General features: G+C 47.0%; 15 protein-coding genes. 11 read left to right on the top strand and 4 right to left on the bottom strand.

What is annotated here, in order from left to right:
* Positions 1–18 precede the first annotated feature (18 nt).
* Positions 19–1,206, bottom strand: coding sequence for a DUF1343 domain-containing protein (locus RDP42_RS09995; RefSeq protein ID WP_308763565.1), 1,188 nt, complete (start codon positions 1,204–1,206; stop codon positions 19–21).
* Positions 1,207–1,255: 49 nt separating this feature from the next.
* Between RDP42_RS09995 and RDP42_RS09990 the strand changes: the two genes are divergently transcribed.
* Together RDP42_RS09990 and RDP42_RS09985 are read left to right on the top strand one after the other, a co-directional pair.
* Positions 1,256–1,792 (top strand): HD domain-containing protein, encoded by a 537-nt coding sequence (locus RDP42_RS09990; protein ID WP_204474871.1) that lies wholly within the window; start codon positions 1,256–1,258, stop codon positions 1,790–1,792.
* Positions 1,793–1,983: 191 nt separating this feature from the next.
* Complete coding sequence (locus RDP42_RS09985) at positions 1,984–4,635, top strand: putative LPS assembly protein LptD (RefSeq protein WP_308763572.1); 2,652 nt, start codon at positions 1,984–1,986, stop codon at positions 4,633–4,635.
* Here RDP42_RS09985 and RDP42_RS09980 read toward each other — a convergent pair.
* From RDP42_RS09980 to uvrA, 3 genes are read right to left on the bottom strand one after another with little or no spacing between them, the layout of a single operon-like run.
* Complete coding sequence (locus RDP42_RS09980; RefSeq protein WP_308763564.1) at positions 4,632–5,375, bottom strand: nucleotidyltransferase family protein; 744 nt, start codon at positions 5,373–5,375, stop codon at positions 4,632–4,634. The two genes, RDP42_RS09985 and RDP42_RS09980, sit on opposite strands and share 4 nt — an antisense overlap.
* Positions 5,372–6,802: a phosphotransferase gene (locus tag RDP42_RS09975; RefSeq protein ID WP_308763563.1), complete on the bottom strand. Its 1,431-nt coding sequence runs from the start codon at positions 6,800–6,802 to the stop codon at positions 5,372–5,374. Before RDP42_RS09975 ends, RDP42_RS09980 begins: the two co-directional genes overlap by 4 nt.
* A gap of 13 nt (positions 6,803–6,815) precedes the next feature.
* Positions 6,816–9,593, bottom strand: a complete 2,778-nt coding sequence (gene uvrA / locus RDP42_RS09970; RefSeq protein WP_308763562.1) for an excinuclease ABC subunit UvrA — start codon at positions 9,591–9,593, stop codon at positions 6,816–6,818.
* A gap of 401 nt (positions 9,594–9,994) precedes the next feature.
* Here uvrA and RDP42_RS09965 point away from each other — a divergent pair, with 401 nt between their 5' ends.
* From RDP42_RS09965 to RDP42_RS09925, 9 genes are all read left to right on the top strand, one after another.
* On the top strand, positions 9,995–10,534 hold the full coding sequence (locus tag RDP42_RS09965; RefSeq protein WP_308763561.1) for an RNA polymerase sigma-70 factor: 540 nt from the start codon (positions 9,995–9,997) through the stop codon (positions 10,532–10,534).
* A 64-nt stretch (positions 10,535–10,598) separates the two neighbouring features.
* Positions 10,599–11,420: a FecR domain-containing protein gene (locus RDP42_RS09960; RefSeq protein WP_308763560.1), complete on the top strand. Its 822-nt coding sequence runs from the start codon at positions 10,599–10,601 to the stop codon at positions 11,418–11,420.
* On the top strand, positions 11,417–13,993 hold the full coding sequence (locus RDP42_RS09955; protein WP_308763559.1) for a carboxypeptidase-like regulatory domain-containing protein: 2,577 nt from the start codon (positions 11,417–11,419) through the stop codon (positions 13,991–13,993). The genes RDP42_RS09960 and RDP42_RS09955 overlap by 4 nt, the downstream gene beginning before the upstream one ends.
* Before the next feature lie 6 nt (positions 13,994–13,999).
* Positions 14,000–14,965: a DUF4249 domain-containing protein gene (locus RDP42_RS09950; RefSeq protein WP_308763558.1), complete on the top strand. Its 966-nt coding sequence runs from the start codon at positions 14,000–14,002 to the stop codon at positions 14,963–14,965.
* A 24-nt stretch (positions 14,966–14,989) separates the two neighbouring features.
* Complete coding sequence (locus tag RDP42_RS09945; RefSeq protein WP_308763557.1) at positions 14,990–15,622, top strand: porin family protein; 633 nt, start codon at positions 14,990–14,992, stop codon at positions 15,620–15,622.
* Between the two features lie 133 nt (positions 15,623–15,755).
* The gene (locus tag RDP42_RS09940; protein ID WP_308763556.1) at positions 15,756–16,853 is read left to right on the top strand and encodes a TlpA disulfide reductase family protein; all 1,098 of its coding nucleotides are present in this window, start codon (positions 15,756–15,758) and stop codon (positions 16,851–16,853) included.
* Between the two features lie 29 nt (positions 16,854–16,882).
* Complete coding sequence (locus RDP42_RS09935; protein ID WP_374046974.1) at positions 16,883–18,121, top strand: acyloxyacyl hydrolase; 1,239 nt, start codon at positions 16,883–16,885, stop codon at positions 18,119–18,121.
* A 21-nt stretch (positions 18,122–18,142) separates the two neighbouring features.
* Positions 18,143–19,150 (top strand): hypothetical protein, encoded by a 1,008-nt coding sequence (locus RDP42_RS09930; protein WP_308763554.1) that lies wholly within the window; start codon positions 18,143–18,145, stop codon positions 19,148–19,150.
* An 85-nt stretch (positions 19,151–19,235) separates the two neighbouring features.
* Positions 19,236–19,737, top strand: a 502-nt coding sequence (locus RDP42_RS09925) for a carboxypeptidase-like regulatory domain-containing protein (protein WP_374046973.1), incomplete at its 3' end; no start/stop codon positions are given.

Here is a 19,737-nt window from a genome sequence, read left to right as displayed (position 1 = left end):
GTCCGCCTTTTTTATGCGTTATTCATACAGCAGGTATTTGGCACGAATGGCCCGATAAGCTTGTAAATCTTTTTCCCATGTCCGGCGGATTTCCGTTTCGGTCTTTCCTTGTAGGATATCCTTGCGTACTTGTGAGGTTCCCATCAGCAGGTCGAACCATTGGGGACGGGTAAAGAACCGTTTGGCAGCATCTGGATAGAGGGACTGGTAGGCCCGGTAGAATTGGATGACGTATTGCAAGGAAAAGCCTTGAGGGAGTTGGTCGGTTGTACGTAAGTCTATTCCGTAGCAGGTACGGTCACGGTGCAGGGGATGCTTGTCGAAGCCTTCCAGTGCTTTGGGGGTAAAGTGAAAGGAAAAGACTTTACTCAAATCGGGTGAGCCAGCTACTTGAAACGGGAACAGGGTACCTCTTCCTATACTGACCGAGGTTCCTTCAAACGGGCAGAGAGAAGGATAGAGTGCGATGGATAGATCATTGGGAAGATTGGGAGAGGGCTTGACCGGAAGCGAATAGGACTGTCCGTGCTTCCAGCCTTCCACGGGGATGAGGTGCAGGTCGCATTGCAGCTGGTTGCCCAGCCATCCTTCTCCGTTGATCATCCGGGCCAGTTCGCCCAGCGTGCATCCGTGAAGTACCGGAATGGGAAGCATACCCACAAAACTTTTATAGGCTTTTTCGCGTACCGGACCGTCTACATAGTCGCACGGATTGGGGCGGTCCAATACAATCAGTTCCTTATGATTTTCCGCACAGGCTTGCATCACGTAGTAGAGCGTACTGATATACGTGTAGAACCGGGCGCCTACGTCCTGCATGTCGAAGACAATTACGTCTGTGCCTGCCAATTGGGAGGGAAGAGGCTTTTTGTTTTTTCCGTAAAGGGAACGTATGGGTACTCCCGTCCTAAGGTCTTTTCCGTCTTTGATCACTTCTCCAGCATCGGCGTTTCCACGGAATCCGTGTTCTGGAGCAAATACCTGTACGATTTTGAGGTAGGTAGACAGGGTGTCCAGTAAATGGGCTTTCCCACAAAGTGAAGTGTGGTTGACGACGAGCGAAACCCGTTTTCCTTCCAGTAGCGGAAGTAATTTATCCAGTTGGTCGGCCCCGTTGCGTACGATGGCTTGTCCTTGAAGGACCCAAAAGCAGAGACAGCAGAGCGTCAGTATGTAATTCCATCGGAATCTTTTCGTGTAACTCATGGATTTTTTATAGATTTGTGAGACGTTTTACAAATATAGCACCTTTAATATGAATCCACTTGCATTGATAGATAAATATTATCCGGTAGAAAATGAGTTGAGACACATCCTGCTGGTACATAGTCGTTCGGTCGCCGACAAGGCACTGGCCATGGCCCGGAAACATCCGGAACTCAATTTAGATTTGACTTTTATCGAGGAAGCCGCCATGCTGCACGACATTGGTATTTTCGAGACCGATGCCGACGGTATTTACTGTTTTGGCAAATATCCTTATATCTGTCACGGCTATCTGGGAGCAGAGTTAGTGGCGCGTGAAGGGTATCCGCGTCATGCCTTAGTGTGTGAGCGTCACACGGGGGCTGGTCTTTCGTTGCAGAGCATAATTGATCAGAATCTGCCGATACCTCACCGTGATATGATTCCTGTCAGCTTGGAAGAACAGATTATCTGTTTTGCCGATAAGTTCTATTCAAAGACCAAACTGGATAAGGAGAAGAGTGTGGAGAAGGCCCGGAAGAGCATCGAGAAGCATGGAGACGAAGGTCTCACCCGTTTCGATGCATGGTGTAAACTCTTCTTATAGAACTAAAAATACATAAATAAGAAAGGGTTTGGCGTTTATTTATCGGATAATGCTTACTTTTGCACCGCATATTGCGTAAGAAAACGGTAATGACATCATTTAAAAGAACCATATATTTACTGCTATCCTTGTTTGTTTTTGGCTTTTTCTGCTCATTCTATGCCGAAGCGCAGCGCGTGAGAGGAAAACGTATGCGGGGAGGGGACCGAAATTCTGTGACAGCCGATTCTCTTCAGCGGGATTCATTGGCGATGGATTCGCTGGGCATAGATACTTTGGCCGCAGACACTGCCAAGAAGAAGGAGCCGCTGGATGCCCCTGTCATTTATGAGGCCAGTGATTCCATTGTCTTTACCAAGGGAGGCTATGCGCATCTTTACGGGGAAGGAAAAGTTAATTACCAGAACATCGAGCTGACTTCGGCTATTATCTCCATGAATATGGACAGTAGTACGGTCTATGCAAGAGGCGTGACCGATACAACGGGTGTGGAGAGTGGTACGCCGGTATTCAAGGATGGGGAGACTCCGTACGAATCCAAAATTATGCGCTATAACTTCAAGACGAAGAAAGGATTTATCAACGACATTGTGACTCAGCAGGGTGAAGGGTATGTAACCAGTAAAAAAGCTAAGAAAGGCGCAAATGATGAGATTTTCATGGGTGAAGGGATGTATACCACCTGTGACAATCATGACCATCCGCACTTCTATCTGAAGATGTCCATGGCGAAGGTCCGTCCTAAGAAGAATGTAGTGTTCGGCCCGGCTCAGCTGGTGGTAGAGGATGTGCCGTTGCCCATTGCCGTACCGTTCGGATTTTTCCCTTTCAACAGCAGTTATTCTTCCGGTTTCATCATGCCGACGTATGGAGATGAAATGAACCGTGGTTTCTATCTGCGCGATGGAGGTTACTATTTCGCCATTAGCGACAAGATGGACTTGAAGGTGTTGGGCGAAATCTTTACAAAAGGGTCATGGGGACTTTCGGCTGCATCCAACTATAACAAACGCTACAAATACAGCGGTTCTTTCAATGCCAGTTACCTGGTGACGAAAACCGGTGAAAAGAACATGCCCGACTATTCGGTATCGAAGGACTTCCGTATCCAATGGAGTCACCGACAGGATGCCAAGGCCAATCCGAACAGTTCGTTCTCGGCCAGTGTGAATTTCGCCACCAGTAGCTACGACCGCTCCAGTTTGAGCAGTTTGTATAATCCACAGCAGTATGCCCAAAATACCAAGGCTTCCAGTGTGAGCTATTCCCGTAACTTCCCGGAAATTGGTTTGAACATTTCGGGAGCGTTCAATATCACGCAGAACACGCGTGATTCTTCTTTGAGCATGACCTTGCCGGATGTCAACATTTCGTTGAACCGTATTTATCCGTTCAAGCGGAAGAAAGCGGCAGGCGATGAACGCTGGTATGAGAAAATTTCTTTGCAGTATACCGGAAGTATCACGAACTCTATCAGTACAAAAGACAATTTGCTGTTCAAGACTCCGTTGACCCAGTGGGAAAATGGTATGCAGCATAAGATTCCAGTTTCGGCTACTTTCAACTTGTTCAAGTACATCAACATCGTGCCTTCGTTCAATTACACAGAACGCTGGTATTTGCGAAAGGTGAAGCAGAGTTATGACCCGAGTCCGGCTTCCAGAGACCATGTACGTCGGGATACCGTGAACGGCTTTAACCGTGTGTACGACTATAACCTGGCGTTGCAGATGAACACCAAATTGTATGGTATGTACAAACCGTTGTTCATGAAGAGCAAGGAAATTCAGATTCGTCACGTCTTTACGCCGACAGTCAGCTATACGTATACACCGGATTTCGGTAAGGCACGTTATGGCTATTATGATACCTATACTTATACCGACGAAGACGGGGAAGTACGTACCGTGGAATATTCACCGTATGAAGGAGCTGTGTATGGAGTGCCTGGAAAGAACATGTCGCAGAACATCAGTTTCTCGGTCGATAATAACCTTGAAATGAAGATGAGGTCGGACAAGGATACCACGGGTTATAAGAAAATCAGTCTGATTGACCAGTTGGGGGCTTCTCTTTCTTATGATGTGGCCAACAAACGGTGGAGTGACTTGAGCATGAACCTCCGTCTGAAGTTGACCAAGAGTTATACGTTCAATATGAATGCGTCATTCGCTACCTATGCTTATCAGTTTGATGAGAACGGTAATGTGGTGGTCGGTGACCGCACAGAATGGTCTTACGGACGTTTCGGACGTTTCCAGGGATACAGCGGTTCGTTCTCTTATACCTTAAACAACGACACCTTCAAGAAACTCTTCAGTAAGAAGGAGGATAAGGAAGATAAGGATAAGAAGGGTAAGGATGATTCGGAAGATGAGGACGAGGATACGGACGAAAACGAAGAACAGGACAATAAATCCAATATGCGAAAGACAGAAAAGGCTTCTGTCGATTCAGACGGTTACCTGGCATTTAAGTTCCCTTGGAGCATCAGTTTGAGTTATAGTTACAGTATTCGTGAAGACCGTACGAAGGATATCAACATCAAGAAGATGCGTTATCCGTATTCATTGACTCACTCTTTGAACGTGTCGGGTAACTTCAAGATTGGTAGCCGTTGGAACATGACGTATTCTACCGGATACGACTTTACCACCAAGGAAATGTCTATGACTACCTTGAACATTACCCGCGACTTACACTGTTTCAATATGAGCTGTGGATTGGTATTCGGTCCGTTCACTTCCTACAACTTCTCCATCCGTGCCAACTCCAGTATGCTGACCGATGCCCTGAAGTGGGATCAGCGAAGCAATACGGGTAGTGCTGTTACATGGTATTAATGTTTATGCTGTAAAAAATCTTCGGCCCGGGCCAGCGTGTCCGGTTTGCCGATGTCAATCAGTTGCAAATCTTCCTTCACGTATCCGCCGAGCAGGAGCTGCTGGCAGGTGTGCAGGTAAAAATCCATGATGGGAAACTTGCCGTTCCATTGTTCTCCATCCATATAATGAAACAGTTCCGGTGAAATCACGTGGATGCCACTGAATGCATATTCGCGGTATTTCCCCGGTTCGTATACCAATCCTTCCGGTTTGGTTTGCAGGGTGTCTTTGTGAATCCATCCCTGCAGACGGTTGTCTGTATCGAACAGCAGGTAGCGTGAGGTTTTGCGTGGACTTACTAACAAGGTAGCCAAATTCTGGCTCTTCCGATGGAATTCGTAGACTTCTTTCAGGTCGGCATTCGACAGGATGTCCACATTGTGTACCAGGAAGGGTTCCGTTCCCGTGAAGAACGTAGCCGCCTTTTTGATTCCGCCTCCTGTATCCAGCAACATTTTACGTTCGTCACTGATGTGGATGGTTAGTCCGAAATCCTGATTGGCTTTCAGAAAATCGAGAATCTGTTCCCCGAAATGATGGATGTTGATGACCAGTTCGGTAAATCCCGCTTCTTTCAGTTTGAGAATCACATGCTCCAGCATGGGGCGTCCGGCCACCGGCACCAAGGCTTTGGGCATGTGGTTGGTCAGCGGTTTGAGCCGGGTACCCAGTCCGGCGGCAAATATCATGGCTTTCATTTGGCTTTCAGTAATTGGTCTATTTGTTGTTCCCGATGAATCAGGTGTACGTTAATTTTGAACTTCTCATGCAGGTGTTCGGCCGTATGCTGTGCGGAATATACCGAGCGGTGTTGTCCGCCGGTGCAGCCGAAGCAAATCATCAGGTGAGAGAATCCCCGTTCTAAAAAACGCTGTACGTGGGCATCTACCAAGGCATCGGTGTGGCGCAGGAACTCCGTGATTTCTCCGTCCTTTTCCAGAAACTCGATGACCGGTGCATCCCGTCCTGTGAGCGACTTGTATTGCTCGTAGCGTCCGGGATTGTGTACGGCGCGACAGTCGAACACGTATCCTCCACCGTTTCCGCTTTCGTCCGTCGGAATCCCTTTCCGGTAGGAGAAACTCATCACCGTCACGGTCAGGTTGCGGCGGTTGCGGACAATGGCAAACGGTTTCAGTTCCGTCATGCGCTGCAGCACCTCGCAGAGATAGGGATATTCCGGGAAGCCCTCCTGCAACAGCTGGCGCAGGTTCTCGATGGCAAAAGGTATGCTTTCAATAAAATGGGCCTTTTTTTCAAAATACCCGCGGAATCCGTAGGCACCCAGTACCTGCAGCGTGCGGAACAATACCACATGGCGCAGACGGGACAGAAATTCTGTCTTTTCGATTGACTTGTACGGGCGAAGGGCGTCCAAATACTCGTCTATCAGTTCTTGGCGAAGGCTGTCCGGATAGTGGGCCTTGGCCTGCCAGAGGAAAGAAGCTACATCGTAATAAGTCGGTCCCTTCCGTCCTCCCTGGAAGTCTATCAGGAAAGGCTCCCCGTTTTTCACCATGATGTTCCGGCTTTGGAAATCGCGGTACATGAATACCGGTTGGGCTTCCATGCTTCCCATCAGGGTCTGGCAGAGGGCATCGAAATCGTCTTCCAGCAAATCTTCCCGGAACTCTACGCCCGTCGCTTTCAGAAAACAATATTTGAAGTAGTTCAAGTCCCACAGAATGCTTCGGTGGTCGAATTCTACTGCCGGATAACATTTCCCGAAATCTAGCCCCTTTGCCCCTTCAAACTGCACGCGGGGCAACAGCCGGATGACCTTTTTCAATAGGTCTCGTTCTGCTTCGTCAAACTCTCCCGTCTCTCTTCCGTGGGCGATGAGCTGGAACAGGGAATCCGTGCCCAAATCATCCTGCAGGTAGCAGAGTCCGTCGTCGGAAACAGCATGCACTGCCGGTACGGGTAAATGCTGTGTCTGAAAATGACGCGACAGGTAGATGAAGGCTTCGTTCTCTTCGCGCGAAGTACCGCACACCCCGATGAGGGTCGGGTTACCCTTCAGACGGTAATAGCTTCGGTTGGAGCCGGCTCCCGGTAGTGCCTCCACACTTTCAGGGGCATGTCCGGTCAGTCGGCTGTATTGGGTTTCAAGTATTTGAGTCATGTATTTTGATGCGTTAAGATTGCGGATTGAGTTTCTCGGCCAGGTATTGCCCCGTATAGGAAGCCGCACATTTCGCTACTTCTTCCGGCGTACCGGCCACTACTAAGTTGCCTCCCTTGTCGCCTCCTTCCGGTCCGAGGTCGATGACATAGTCGGCACACTTGATGACATCCAGGTTGTGCTCGATGATGACTAAGGTATGTCCCCGGCTGATGAGGGCATCGAAGGCTTCCAGCAGTTTCTTGATGTCGTGGAAGTGCAAGCCTGTGGTTGGTTCGTCGAACACGAAGATGGTAGGCTGTGCCTTTTCGATGCTGAGGAAGTAGGCCAGTTTCACGCGCTGGTTTTCTCCTCCGGAAAGGGTAGACGAGGATTGTCCTAACTTGATGTAGCCCAGCCCCACATCCTGCAACGGACGCAGCTTCTTGACAATCTTCTTCTGGTTGTGTTCTGTGAAGAACTCGATGGCCTGGTTGACCGTCATTTCCAGTACGTCGTAGATGTTTTTCCCTTCGAACTTCACTTCCAATGTGTCGTTCTTGAAGCGTTTGCCGTGACAGGATTCACACTCCAGCACCAAATCGGCCATGAACTGCATTTCGACCGTCACCGTACCTTCTCCCTTACATTCTTCGCAGCGTCCGCCTTCCGTGTTGAACGAGAAATAGCCTGCACTGTATCCCATCTGCTTGGCCAGCGGCTGGTCGGCAAACAGTTTCCGGATTTCATCGTACGCCTTGACGTAGGTCACCGGGTTGCTTCGGGAAGATTTACCAATCGGATTCTGGTCCACAAACTCGATGTCACTCACCTGATGGATGTCGCCGCCCAGTGAGACAAACTCGCCCGGGCGTTCGCTCGATTCACTGTATTCCCGCTTCAGGGCTTTGTAGAAGATGTCGCGCACCAGCGTACTCTTTCCGGAACCGCTGACACCCGTCACCACCGTCATCACGTTGAGCGGGAAGCGTACGTCGATGCCTTTCAGGTTGTTCTCGCGTGCCCCCTTGATTTCGATGTAGTTGTTCCACGGGCGATGGCTGGTCGGAGGGTCGATGGTTTCTTCTCCTAACAGGTATTTCACGGTATAGCTGTCGCTGCCTTTCTGTAAGTCTTTCATGTCGCCCTGATACACCACCTGTCCGCCCAGTCGTCCGGCTTTCGGACCGATGTCGATGATGTAGTCGGCTGCACGGATGATTTCCTCGTCATGTTCCACCACTACCACCGTGTTGCCCAACTGTTGCAACTGGCGCAGCACCTTGATGAGGCGGGTGGTGTCGCGGCTGTGCAATCCGATGCTCGGTTCGTCGAGGATGTATAACGAACCCACCAGACTGCTTCCTAAAGAGGTAGCCAGGTTGATTCGCTGGCTTTCGCCTCCGGAGAGCGAGTTGCTCAACCGGTTCAGGGTCAGGTAGCCCAGTCCCACATCCGACAGGAAGGTCAGTCGGTTTTTGATTTCACTCAACAACCGTTGTGCCACGAGGGTGTCGTGGGCATCCAAGGTCAAGGTACGGAAAAATTCCTGCAACTGGGTAATCGGCATTTCCACCAGTTCCGAAATGTTCTTTCCGCCTACCCGCACGTAGCTGGCTTCCTTTTTCAGCCGGCTGCCATGACAGGTGGGGCAGATTGTTTTTCCCCGGTAGCGGGCCAGCATCACGCGATACTGTATCTTGTATTGGTTTTCCTCCAGCATCTTGAAGAAAGAGTCGATGCAGACCTTCTCTCTCGGTCCGTGCCAGAGGTAATCCTTCTGTTCCTGCGTCAGTTCATAGTATGGAGTGAAGATGGGGAAATCGTGGGCCGGCGCTTCCCGCAGGAATTCGTTCAGCCATTCTCCCATTTTCTCGCCTCGCCAGCAGAGCACAGCCCCGTCGTACACGCTCAGTGCCCGGTTGGGGATTACCAGATGTTCATCGATGCCGATAATCTTGCCGAAGCCTTCACACGTAGGACAGGCCCCCAGCGGTGAGTTGAATGAGAACATCTGGTCGTTCGGTTCTTCAAACTTGATGCCGTCGGCTTCAAATTTGGTGCTGAACACATGCAGGCGGGTGTCGTCCGACAAGTAAAAGCGGAGCATGCACGTGCCGTCGCCTTCGTACATGGCCGTTTCGGCAGAATCCGTCAGTCGGCTGATGGCATCCTTGCTGTCGTCACAGCTCATGCGGTCGACCAGCAGGTATACCTTGTCGCTTTCGTGGTAGGTATAGTCTTCAATGCGTACCATCTCGCCGTCCACCTCCAGTCGGGTGAATCCCTGCTTCATGTCCATGTCCAGTTGTTCCGCCATGCTTCTTCCGTCGCGGGGAAGGATGGGCGTCAGCACGGTGTAGCGTGTACCCTTCGGATACGACAGCATGCAGTTCACGATGTCTTCCACGCTGTCCTTCTTCACCAGTTGTCCGCTCACGGGCGAATAGGTTTTTCCCACCCGTGCGAAAAGCAGACGCAGGTACTCATAAATTTCGGTCGATGTGCCTACGGTGGAACGCGGGTTGCGGCTCGTCACCTTCTGTTCGATGGCGATGGCCGGCGGAATCCCCTTGATAAAGTCACATTCCGGTTTGCTCATACGTCCGAGAAACTGGCGGGCATAGGCAGACAGGCTTTCCACATAACGTCTTTGCCCTTCGGCATACAGCGTGTCGAATGCCAGCGACGACTTTCCCGAACCGGACAGTCCGGTAATGACTACCAGCTTGTTGCGGGGGATACGTACGTCGATGTTTTTCAGGTTATTCACCCGGGCACCCTTTATGGTAATAAAATCATTTTCTGACATGTGTCTCTTCTTGTTAGATGAACGTGCGAAGTTACGAAAAATAGCTGGAATTATCAAAGCGAATACTTTCGGACGGAAAGAAGTCTTTTACGTTTTCCGGTGCGGAACCGTACGTTTTCCTTGCGCGAAACGTAGGTTTCCGCATCGGGAAACGTATGTTTTGCGGGAAGGAAACATAGAAAGTGCTTTGAGGTGGAGAGAAAGAGGTGGGGGCGTTGAGAAAACAGGTTTATAGTTCTTCTGTCACTCATTTTTCGATGTAGCGTGTACGGTGGCTGAAGTTTATTACCTTTCTTGTATCGCAGCTTAAAGAATGTATAAAAAACTGCCCTTGTGTTTAAATATGATAAAAAACGGGTCCTTTCATAGTGGTAAACTTTCGATTCTGAGTTTTTTTAAAAATGCGAATCTATCAATCACACTTGGGCATGGACATCAATACAAAAATATTCAGAGAGCATTTCCTTCAATATTACCGTCCGCTTTGTCTGTTCGCACTGCATTATCTGAAAGATATTGATGATGCGGAAGATACGGTACAGGACTGTTTCATGGAACTGTGGAGGCGGAAGAACAGGGGAGTCGACGCAAGTGGCCTTAAATCGTACCTGTACTCCATGGTAAGAAATCGCTGTATAGACACGTTGAAGAAAGATTCATTGATTGACAGCAACGTGCAGCCTTCCGACCTTGAAGAGATTCTTTCGGACGAAGAATGTGAAGAATGGGCTTACGATGAGGCCCGTATGTGGACGGCAATAGACTCTTTGCCGGAAAAGTGCAGGGAAGTGTTTCTGCTGGCCAAGAGGGAGGGGTTGAAGTACGAGGAAATAGCCGTCAGATTGCATATCTCCGTCAATACAGTGAAGAACCAGATGAGCAAGGCGATTAAAACCGTGAAGGCAGGAGTGCAAAAGGTATATCTGTTCTTTTTCGGATAATTTTTTGTTTCCGGCATAGGATTTTCTGCCGGACCTTCAGTATTAGCTAAAAACACATTCAATCATGAAAGATAAAGAAGAAAGAAAACTCCAGTTTGTCCTTCGGTATTACACATACGGGAAACTGGATACCCAAAAGGCCTTGCGAAAGATAATGGGTGAGAGACAATCCTATTTGTCCGGCAGGCGCTGGATGTATTTTTCGGGTATAGCCGCGGCGATATTCCTTTGTATCGTGGGGTATCATACCCTGTGGAATGGAAAGGAACCTCATACCGTGTGTCTCACGGCAGAGGCAGGAGTGAGCCGGCATTTTCTGCCGGACAGTACACTACTCATTCTTTCCCAAGGGGCCACGGTGTCATACGATGCGGATACATACGGAAAAGAATGTCGGGCGGTGAACCTGTCCGGGAAGGTGTATTTTTCCGTCCGCAGGAATGTGCATGCTCCTTTCCTGACCACGAGCAACTATGCTCAGGTGAAAGTGCTGGGTACCGAGTTTGAAGTGGACGAATCCAGACAGGACACGGCTACCCGTGTGTATGTAAAATCCGGTAAGGTGGTGTTCAAGGCCCGATACGGCAAAGACGGGATTATCCTCACGAAAGACATGTGCGGCATGCTGACTCATGGCGACGAAATGCCGGTGGTGAGCCGTCCGGCCTTGCCCAATCCGTCGGCATGGGCGACAGGTAAATTCGTTTACCGGAACACCCCGGTTGAAGAGGTACTCAAAGAACTATCCCTCTATTATGGCACGCCCTTGTATTCGTCGGCACATTACCGGACGATTACCGGAGAGTTCAAGACGGATAACCTGGAGGAAATCATCGAGTTGATTGAAAAAACACTGGATATAAAAATCACAAAGAAAATCAGATGAAGACACGTATCCTATCCTTATTTTTTCTGGTTTCCTTGATGAATGCCTTATCCCTGCATGCACAGCATCGGGTCACCGTAGAAGACCTGATGGAGCAGGTGAAACAAGTCTATCCGGTCAGCTTTGTGTACGATGCTTCTATCAAGCTCGACATTCCTTATGTTGGTAAGCATCTCGATATGAACAGTCTGGAAAGTGCCCTTTCCACCCTGTTTGAGCATGCAGGCATCCAATGGGAGGTGAACGGCGAGTATGTGATACTTAAAAAACAGTCTTCTTATACGTTAAGCGGATACGTCTATCAGGAAAACGGAGAGACGGTTATCAATGCTACCGTGTGGGACATCACCTCCCATACGGGAACACTGACTAACGAGCACGGTTTTTACAGTCTGACCTTGAGTGAAGGAACCCACAAAATCCGATTCTCACACATCAGCAGTGGAGAACTGATGGAAGAGATTACGTTGAAGGGAAATAAAACAAAAAATATTTGGCTGAAATCGGATTATCAAATCGAGGAGGTGGTCGTGACTGCCGATTTGAATTCTCCTTTATATACCACCCAGACAGGGAAGGTGTCGCTTACGGCAAAGGATTTTGTGAGCGGAAACAACTTTATGAGTTCGCCCGATGTGGTGAAGAAACTTCAAAGCCTCTCGGGAGTGGCCAGCGGGACGGAGCTTATCTCCGGATTGTACGTGCATGGCGGCAACAACGATGAAAACCTGTTTCTGCTGGACGGTACTCCCTTGTATCAGGTGAACCATGCCGGAGGATTGTTTTCTGCATTCAATACGGACATTATCAAGAATATCGATTTCTATAAGAGTGGCTTCCCGGCACGCTATGGCGGGCGGCTTTCTTCGGTGGTCGATGTACGTACCAATGACGGAAACATGAAGGAGTACCGGGGCAGTTTCACACTGGGACTTTTAGAAGGAAGAATACAGTTTGAAGGACCGATTGTGAAGAACCGTACTTCGTTCAATGTGGCTCTGCGCCGTACGTGGATGGACTTGCTCACGGCTCCGGCTCTTGCCATTATAAACTCCAGTCGTCGGAACAAGCAGAATCTGCGGTATGCGTTTCATGATTTCAATGCAAAGGTGACCCATATTTTTTCGGAAAAAAGTCGTGCGGATATCAGCCTTTATTCGGGGAATGACCTTTTCAAGTTCAGGCATAAAGAATACCTGTTTGACCCGGAGCCGACCAATGTAGACAAGTTCAGTCTGCAATGGGGAAACTTCACCGCATCCGTCAACTGGAAATACATTTTCTCGCACAAAATGTTTGCCAATATTACAGGGGTTTATACCCATAATCAGTCGAAATTCGATTACCTGAGTGAAGAACAGTTGGGGTATATTGAAGGAATGAAGGGAGCCATCGTAAAAGAGCAGCGCAATCGTTCCACCATCCATGATTTCGGCTACCGGATGGAGTTTGACTATCGTCCGAATGCTTGGAATCATATCCGTTTCGGCTCCAACTATATGCACCATCTTTTTGTGCCCCAGAATTATTATTCCAAGTACGGCGATGTTTCTCAAAACGCGCTGACCAACCAAATCTCCAGCCGGTACAGGAGCAATGAATTCACGCTTTATGCAGAAGATGACCTGTCGGTAGGCAAACGAGTGAAACTGAATGGAGGGATACATTACACATTGTTTGGCATATCGGGTACGAAATATCATTCGATAGAGCCGCGTGCGGCAATCAACCTTAGACTGTGCGACAATGCCAGTCTGAAGGTTTCGTACACGGAGATGAGCCAGTTCATGCACCAGCTTTCGGCTACTTACCTGAACCTGCCTACTGACTATTGGGTGCCTTCTACCGCACGCATTACGCCGATGAAATCGCGGCAATGGGCCGCAGGAGTCTACGGCAAACTGCCGTATGGCATTCGGTGGAGCCTGGAGGGATTCTATAAGACCATGGACAACTTGATAGAATATGACGGCAGCAGTGGCATGCTTAACCCGGCGGCAGACCGGTGGGAGAACGAGGTGAGAACCGGAAAAGGAAAAGCCTACGGGATGGAGACGGATGTCAGTTACAGCAATGGGAGAACCTCGGTTGATGCCTCCTACACCTTGTCGTGGAGCAAGCGGTATTTCCCGGATTTCTATCCCGTATGGTATCCCGACAAGTTCGACAACCGGCATAAATTCTCGGTCTCTATCTCGTATAAGTTCAATGACCGGATTGATGCCTACGCCTCGTGGAACTATCGGAGTGGGAACCGCATCACCCTTCCATCGCAGCAGGTGGATGCTCCTGTCCTACCGGGAGTGGAAAGGACAAATGAAGGGATGCTGGTGTACGAGATGCCCAACAATGTCTCCCTTCCGGCTTATCACAGATTAGATGTAGGAATAAATTTCCGCAAAACCACGAAAAGAGGCTTCGAGCGCATCTGGAATATCAGTCTGTATAATGCGTATTGCCGGATGAACCCGCTCTATGCCACTGTGCAGCAAAATCCGGACGGTACGTTTGTGGGGAAAGCCCACGGGGTGTTTCCTGTCATACCGTCCTTCAGTTACACACTTAAATTTTAAATTCGTATGAGATACAGAATGTGGTTTATCCTCTTAGGATTCTTTATATGCCAGTCGTGTACACACGACTTCAGTCTGAGAGAAATGGATGCCGAGAGCAAGGCCGTGCTTTTCTGCATGCCTTTTACGGGGAGTGATACGACCTTGATACAGGTGGCCCGGAGCAGGCCGATTTATCGCAAGGAGGCGAGTACAGACGGAAAGCCTACGCTGTTGTTCAAACTGAACGGAGAGGAGAAAGCGATAAATTACACGGAAACAGCTACCGAGTTACTTCCGGCTCAGTCGTATTATGTGTTGGGCAGGTTGAAAGACGGCGACCGTATCGAGATGGAAGTCTCTTATCCCGATTTACCGCTCGCCAAGGCACAAACGGTGATACCGAAGGCCTTTCCATTGGATAAACTGGAGGTGGTGCTGACAGACGGCAATTATGGCAGGAGCATACAGTTTCGCGTCTCTTTCACCGATACGGCCGGTACGGAGGATTATTATGGGATGAGAGTCATTAAGAAGAAAAAGACGGTGTATGTGAGCCCCGAAATGCGGGATACCATACAGTATATGCCTGTAGATCTAGATTTGGAAAAGGAACCGTTGCTTTCAGAAAAGACCGGATTTGATGATGTGTTCGATATTTCGAAAGAGTATTACCGCTATCTGTATTGTTGGGATGACAGCAGGATAGACGGGAAGAGTTATACGCTGAAGGTGGGTACATATTACGATCCTGGTTATGAAGGTGAAGAGCAAAAGGTAACCATCGCGTATAAAATCTATTTGTACAAGCTGTCGAAAGAAATGTACACTTACTTGCAGGCGCTCAATCGTATCCAAAACAATGATTTGGGAAAATATGGGTTGGCTCCTATCCGCAGCCATTATACCAATGTGGAAAACGGCATCGGACTTTTAGGAGGATGCAATGTGTACGAAAGCGATTGGATAAGCTCTCCGAAAGAAAAAGAATGATAATTGATTTAAAACCATAAGATTATGAAGACAAGACTTTTACTTACGTTGGCCATGTGTGTGTCGTTGTTTGCTTCGGTGCAGGCACAGGAATTCAGGTACGGACTTTCAGGAGGATATAATCATCACTCCACCAAGGAAAACATGCCTAAATCCGGTTTTCATGCCGGACTGAAAGGAGAATATGCCTTCCGTGAGGCGGCGAAAGGGTTGTATGTGGATATGGGACTTATGTTTTCTTCCTACGGCTGGAAAAGCCCTTATTATTATGTGATGAACGAAAATACTTACGAATATGACAGTACGCCTTACTATCTTCATATTCCCATTCACTTAGGTTATAAACTGAAAGTCGGGAAGAATATCAGTCTGTTTTTAGATGCCGGCCCTCACTTCAATGTCGGTCTGTTCGGTCAAATGAAGCAGATTAGCAGCAATTTGGGAGAGCCGGAAGTCGTCAAAACAGTTTCCTCTAATGTGTTTAAGGACGGAACAATGCCCCGCTTCGATTGGGGAGTGGGCTTTCGTGCCGGAGTAGAGATAGTCCGCCATGTACAGATAGCCATAGGATACGATTGGGGCATGACAAAGACTTATCAGAATAATCCCGATACCAAGTTCAGAACGTTTGTGGCTTCGTTGACGTATTATTTTTAGGGAGAATAATAATAGTTTTTGTGATTCATTAAACAATAATCGCTTGCTGAAAGGATTATTTAGGAGACAGGTAGACTGGTATTCCGTAGATAATATTTACTTTTGAGGACTGTTCTTAAAGTAATATCTTATAATGAAGTCTGTCAATTTATATTGGGCTGTCGTGTGGACTATCATCATGGCAGGTTGTGAAAAGCACCAAGTGGTAAATATCGAAGGTGTATGCCAAGATTGTGCTGAAGGAACTCCCGTAGAGTTATATTATTTTCAGAATGATTCTGCGATTATTGTAGGTCGTGATACCTTACTTAATGGAAAATTTAATTTCAGTTTAGAAGAGAATCCTGAGGTGGCATATTATCTTTCGGTCAATGACACGTTGAGTCCGGTGAGAGGAATGTTCTTTGCTGAAAAAGGAACAGTGAATATAGCATTTGACTCAGTCTATCATGTCTCGGGCACACCCATGAATGACCTTTACAATGGTTACCTGACTGAAACCCGTAGGATTGAAAAAATGGGGGAGAGGGAATATCACAGAAGCATAGAAGGAAAAGACGATCCGGATACATCGGTGTATGATTCTTTGGCACAGGTCTACACCGAGTATAAAGTAAAGTTTCAGCTTGACAATATACACAATATCGTGGGCAGGACTGTATTTGTCAATGAAATCGGTTCTGTGTATGACCCTCATTTCCTCGAAACCTATCCTACACTGCCGGAAGAAGTGAAAGCCGACAAAAAAGTAAAATGGTACTATGAGCTTCGCCTGGATATGGACCGGAAACAGAAGGAACTGGATGCCAAGATTGGTACGAAGATAAAGGATATGGAATTTCCGGATGTCAATGGAGTAAGAAGGAAGCTTTCCTCGTTTATCCCTCAAAACGGATACCTGTATATCGACTTATGGTCTTCCGGCTGTGCTCCCTGTATTGTAGAGTTTCCTGAACTGGAAAAGACATACAGCCAATATAAGGAAAAAGGACTGGATATCCTTCTGATTTCAATAGATAAGAACAGGGATGATTTTCAGACAGCCATAAAAAAATATCAGATAAAGTTTAATTCTTTGATTGACACAACGGAAGGCCAAAGGGTGAAAGAGAATTTTCCTTTCTCCGGCATACCGCATGGTATTCTGATTGATAGTAACGGGGAGATTGTGGCAAACCAGCTTCACAATGGGTTATTGAAAAAGAAATTGAAGGAATTAATAAACGAATGATTATAACGGATATAACAGTCTGATAAGAAATGTGTTTGGAAATGAGACCTATATGTATACTCCTGTTCTCTTTTGTTTTTGCACATATCGTATGCGCTCAAGATTATAATGACTCTATAAGTTCCGATAACGTGGAAGTTACAAAGAGAAAAAGGCCCAAGCATATTATAGGTCTTGATTTCAGACCTTCCTACGTATTTCCTACCCATGAGTTCTTCAAAGGAGCCAACAACACAGGAAAAAGAATAAATTCAAGTTTTGCCGGACATTTGAAGTATGGATTCAAGTTCTCTCCCGATTCTGAACTGGGCAGGTTGTATCCTTATGCCATACAGGGGATAGGTATAAGTTATAACACCTTTTTCAATTCGAAGGAAATAGGCAATCCGCTTGCCGTGTATGTATTTCAGACATCAAGAATCGCAACAATTTCACCCAAACTTTCATTTGATTATGAATGGAACTTTGGAGCTTCATTCGGATGGAAGAAATTTGATGAAGAGAATAATCCCCATAATACGGTGGTAGGCTCTAAAATCAATGCATATATAAACTTGGGATTCCTTCTGAACTGGCAGATCGCAACAAATACGAACCTGAAAGCCGGCATAGATGTGACACACTACTCAAACGGTAACACCAGCTATCCTAATGCCGGGGTAAATACCATAGGCGCATCAATCGGCATCACAAGAAGTTTCGGAGGTGAAAAAAACGAAAAGGAGACGTTGAACAAACTGATCAATCCGAAATTTGACAGATATATCAGTTATGACCTGATCGTTTATGGAGCTACACGGAAAAGAGGAGTTTTCCCGGAAAATCATGATCCGCTGCTGGCACCAGGTTCGTTCGGAATCATCGGATTGAACTTCAATCCTCTCTATAATTTCAGCAGGTATTTCAGAGCCGGGCTTTCGCTCGACATGCAATACGATGAAAGTGCAAATATCGGACAACACATCGCAAATGATGAGATTCCTTCAACTCCGGAAGACCTTAAATTCTTCAGACCTTCGTTCCGGGAACAGTTTTCTACGGGAATTTCTGTAAGAGCGGAGATTGTAATGCCTATCTTTTCTATCAACTTAGGTATAGGAAAGAACTTTATCTGTAAGGGTTCTGATACTAATTCATTCTATCAGACATTCGTGTTGAAGACAAACATAACAAAGAACATTTTCCTTCATACCGGATATCAGCTCTACCGATTCAAGGACCCGAATAATCTCATGTTAGGCATCGGGTATAGGTTCAACGCAAGATAATGAATAAACAACAGGTCGATTATGAACATGAAATCTTTACTGAAAACAATACTTACCGTTATAACCGCTGTAACAATACTGCATGGCTGCAACAGTGAGGTCTTTATCAGCGATTTTGCACCGTCAGTCAGTGAAGTGCGACTTTCGGAAAAAGATTCAGTTTCTGAGATTGGCTTTGACGCATCCAATTGGGATGTACAGTCAGTATTTTTTGTGGGTGAAGACGGTAGTTACTACGGTATAAATGGGGATATCTATGGACATGACGGAAATCTGGTTTATCAAGATTCGTATCTCTATACAGATGGGTTAGAACTGGTAAAACTGGTAGTTTCACATCCTGACATAAAACTTACTATTGAACGTAAGGATGCAACACATCTTGTCTTCTCTAAATCGGAAAACACGGATTATGAGACAAAGAGAATATACCTGAATATAGGAAATAGGTATAACAGCAAGCAAATATCAGTTGATATAGAGCCATCGAGCAGATATAATCTCGACAGCATTGTATATACGGTATCATCATATAGTGTTATGGACAGTATGATACAGAAAAGAGATGTTTATGGTTGCATAAATCCTACAGAACATGTATCTACTTTCGATGTATATCCATATAAAAACTTTAAGATAGAATATTCATTTGTAAACGAGCATGAATGGGAAACGCTGCTGACAGAGGCACAGTTGAAGATATTCGGTAAGGATGCTCCGAAGGTTCCAGTTCCTGTTATCTCCCAAGGTAGCCCGGTAATGTCAACAGTCACATTGCCTCTCTCTGCTGCCGTTCAAAATCTGCCACTTCCTGAAGAAATGCTTGAAATAAAAGAAACTGTTAGTGTAAGCCCGAACAAACAAAGGACATGTAGAATAAAATGCTGGTATAAATATTACGGTGTATGGTTTAATATATATGCGAGTCATCCGGTAACCGGCGAGAAACGTATCCTAAAAGGGGTGTTGGGTATATTTTACCCACAATCATACGAGATAGAGTATGGAGAGGAAACCAATCTTTATTGAATCATTATTTGAATTGAGATATTGAAGGAATTTGAAAATAAGATATTGCTGATATATGAAGAATAAAATAGTAATAGCGTTATCAATGATTTGTGCAGGATTTTCGTTTTCTGCTTTCAGTCAGACTACAGGAAAAGTGGTAGATACAAACAGAAAGCCGGTGGAAGGTGCTACCATTGTCATGCAGTTGCCTGATTCAACCTATCTGGGGGCAGCTATCTCTGCGGCCGACGGTACGTTCATACTTGAGCCCGAGCCGGAGAGTTACCAGCTCATCGTACAGCATCTACTTTATCAGACCAGGCAGGTTAAGGGACAGGCCCGTGATATTGGTATCATTACCTTGGAGCCGAAAGACTATAATCTGGAGGAAGTGGTAATCGAGGGGGAACGCCCGTTTGTTACCGTGGAAAAGGGGAAGCTGAATTATGATATTTCAGCCATCTCTGAAAAACATATCGTAAACAATGCCTACGAGGCTATCTGCAAGTTGCCGGGCGTGCAGGACAGGAACGGCAAACTCTCGCTGGTGGGGGCAAAGGATGTGACGGTGATTCTGAACGGGAAGGCAAGTACACTGACACAGG

The organism is uncultured Bacteroides sp. (genome assembly GCF_902472605.1).
GTDB lineage: Bacteria > Bacteroidota > Bacteroidia > Bacteroidales > Bacteroidaceae > Phocaeicola.
Note: the sequence above shows the minus strand (reverse complement) of the source record. Positions and strands in the feature narration are given on the sequence as shown.

What these genes read in the sequence shown, in the direction of transcription:
- RDP42_RS09940 (WP_308763556.1), top strand. Translation starts at nt 15,756, where the DNA reads ATGAAGTCTGTCAATTTATATTGGGCTGTCGTGTGGACTATCATCATG.
- RDP42_RS09975 (WP_308763563.1), bottom strand. Translation starts at nt 6,802, where the DNA reads ATGACTCAAATACTTGAAACCCAATACAGCCGACTGACCGGACATGCC.
- RDP42_RS09930 (WP_308763554.1), top strand. Translation starts at nt 18,143, where the DNA reads ATGAACATGAAATCTTTACTGAAAACAATACTTACCGTTATAACCGCT.
- RDP42_RS09990 (WP_204474871.1), top strand. Translation starts at nt 1,256, where the DNA reads ATGAATCCACTTGCATTGATAGATAAATATTATCCGGTAGAAAATGAG.
- RDP42_RS09955 (WP_308763559.1), top strand. Translation starts at nt 11,417, where the DNA reads ATGAAGACACGTATCCTATCCTTATTTTTTCTGGTTTCCTTGATGAAT.
- RDP42_RS09945 (WP_308763557.1), top strand. Translation starts at nt 14,990, where the DNA reads ATGAAGACAAGACTTTTACTTACGTTGGCCATGTGTGTGTCGTTGTTT.
- RDP42_RS09980 (WP_308763564.1), bottom strand. Translation starts at nt 5,375, where the DNA reads ATGAAAGCCATGATATTTGCCGCCGGACTGGGTACCCGGCTCAAACCG.
- RDP42_RS09965 (WP_308763561.1), top strand. Translation starts at nt 9,995, where the DNA reads ATGCGAATCTATCAATCACACTTGGGCATGGACATCAATACAAAAATA.
- RDP42_RS09935 (WP_374046974.1), top strand. Translation starts at nt 16,883, where the DNA reads ATGTGTTTGGAAATGAGACCTATATGTATACTCCTGTTCTCTTTTGTT.
- uvrA (WP_308763562.1), bottom strand. Translation starts at nt 9,593, where the DNA reads ATGTCAGAAAATGATTTTATTACCATAAAGGGTGCCCGGGTGAATAAC.
- RDP42_RS09985 (WP_308763572.1), top strand. Translation starts at nt 1,984, where the DNA reads ATGCGGGGAGGGGACCGAAATTCTGTGACAGCCGATTCTCTTCAGCGG.
- RDP42_RS09995 (WP_308763565.1), bottom strand. Translation starts at nt 1,206, where the DNA reads ATGAGTTACACGAAAAGATTCCGATGGAATTACATACTGACGCTCTGC.
- RDP42_RS09950 (WP_308763558.1), top strand. Translation starts at nt 14,000, where the DNA reads ATGAGATACAGAATGTGGTTTATCCTCTTAGGATTCTTTATATGCCAG.
- RDP42_RS09960 (WP_308763560.1), top strand. Translation starts at nt 10,599, where the DNA reads ATGAAAGATAAAGAAGAAAGAAAACTCCAGTTTGTCCTTCGGTATTAC.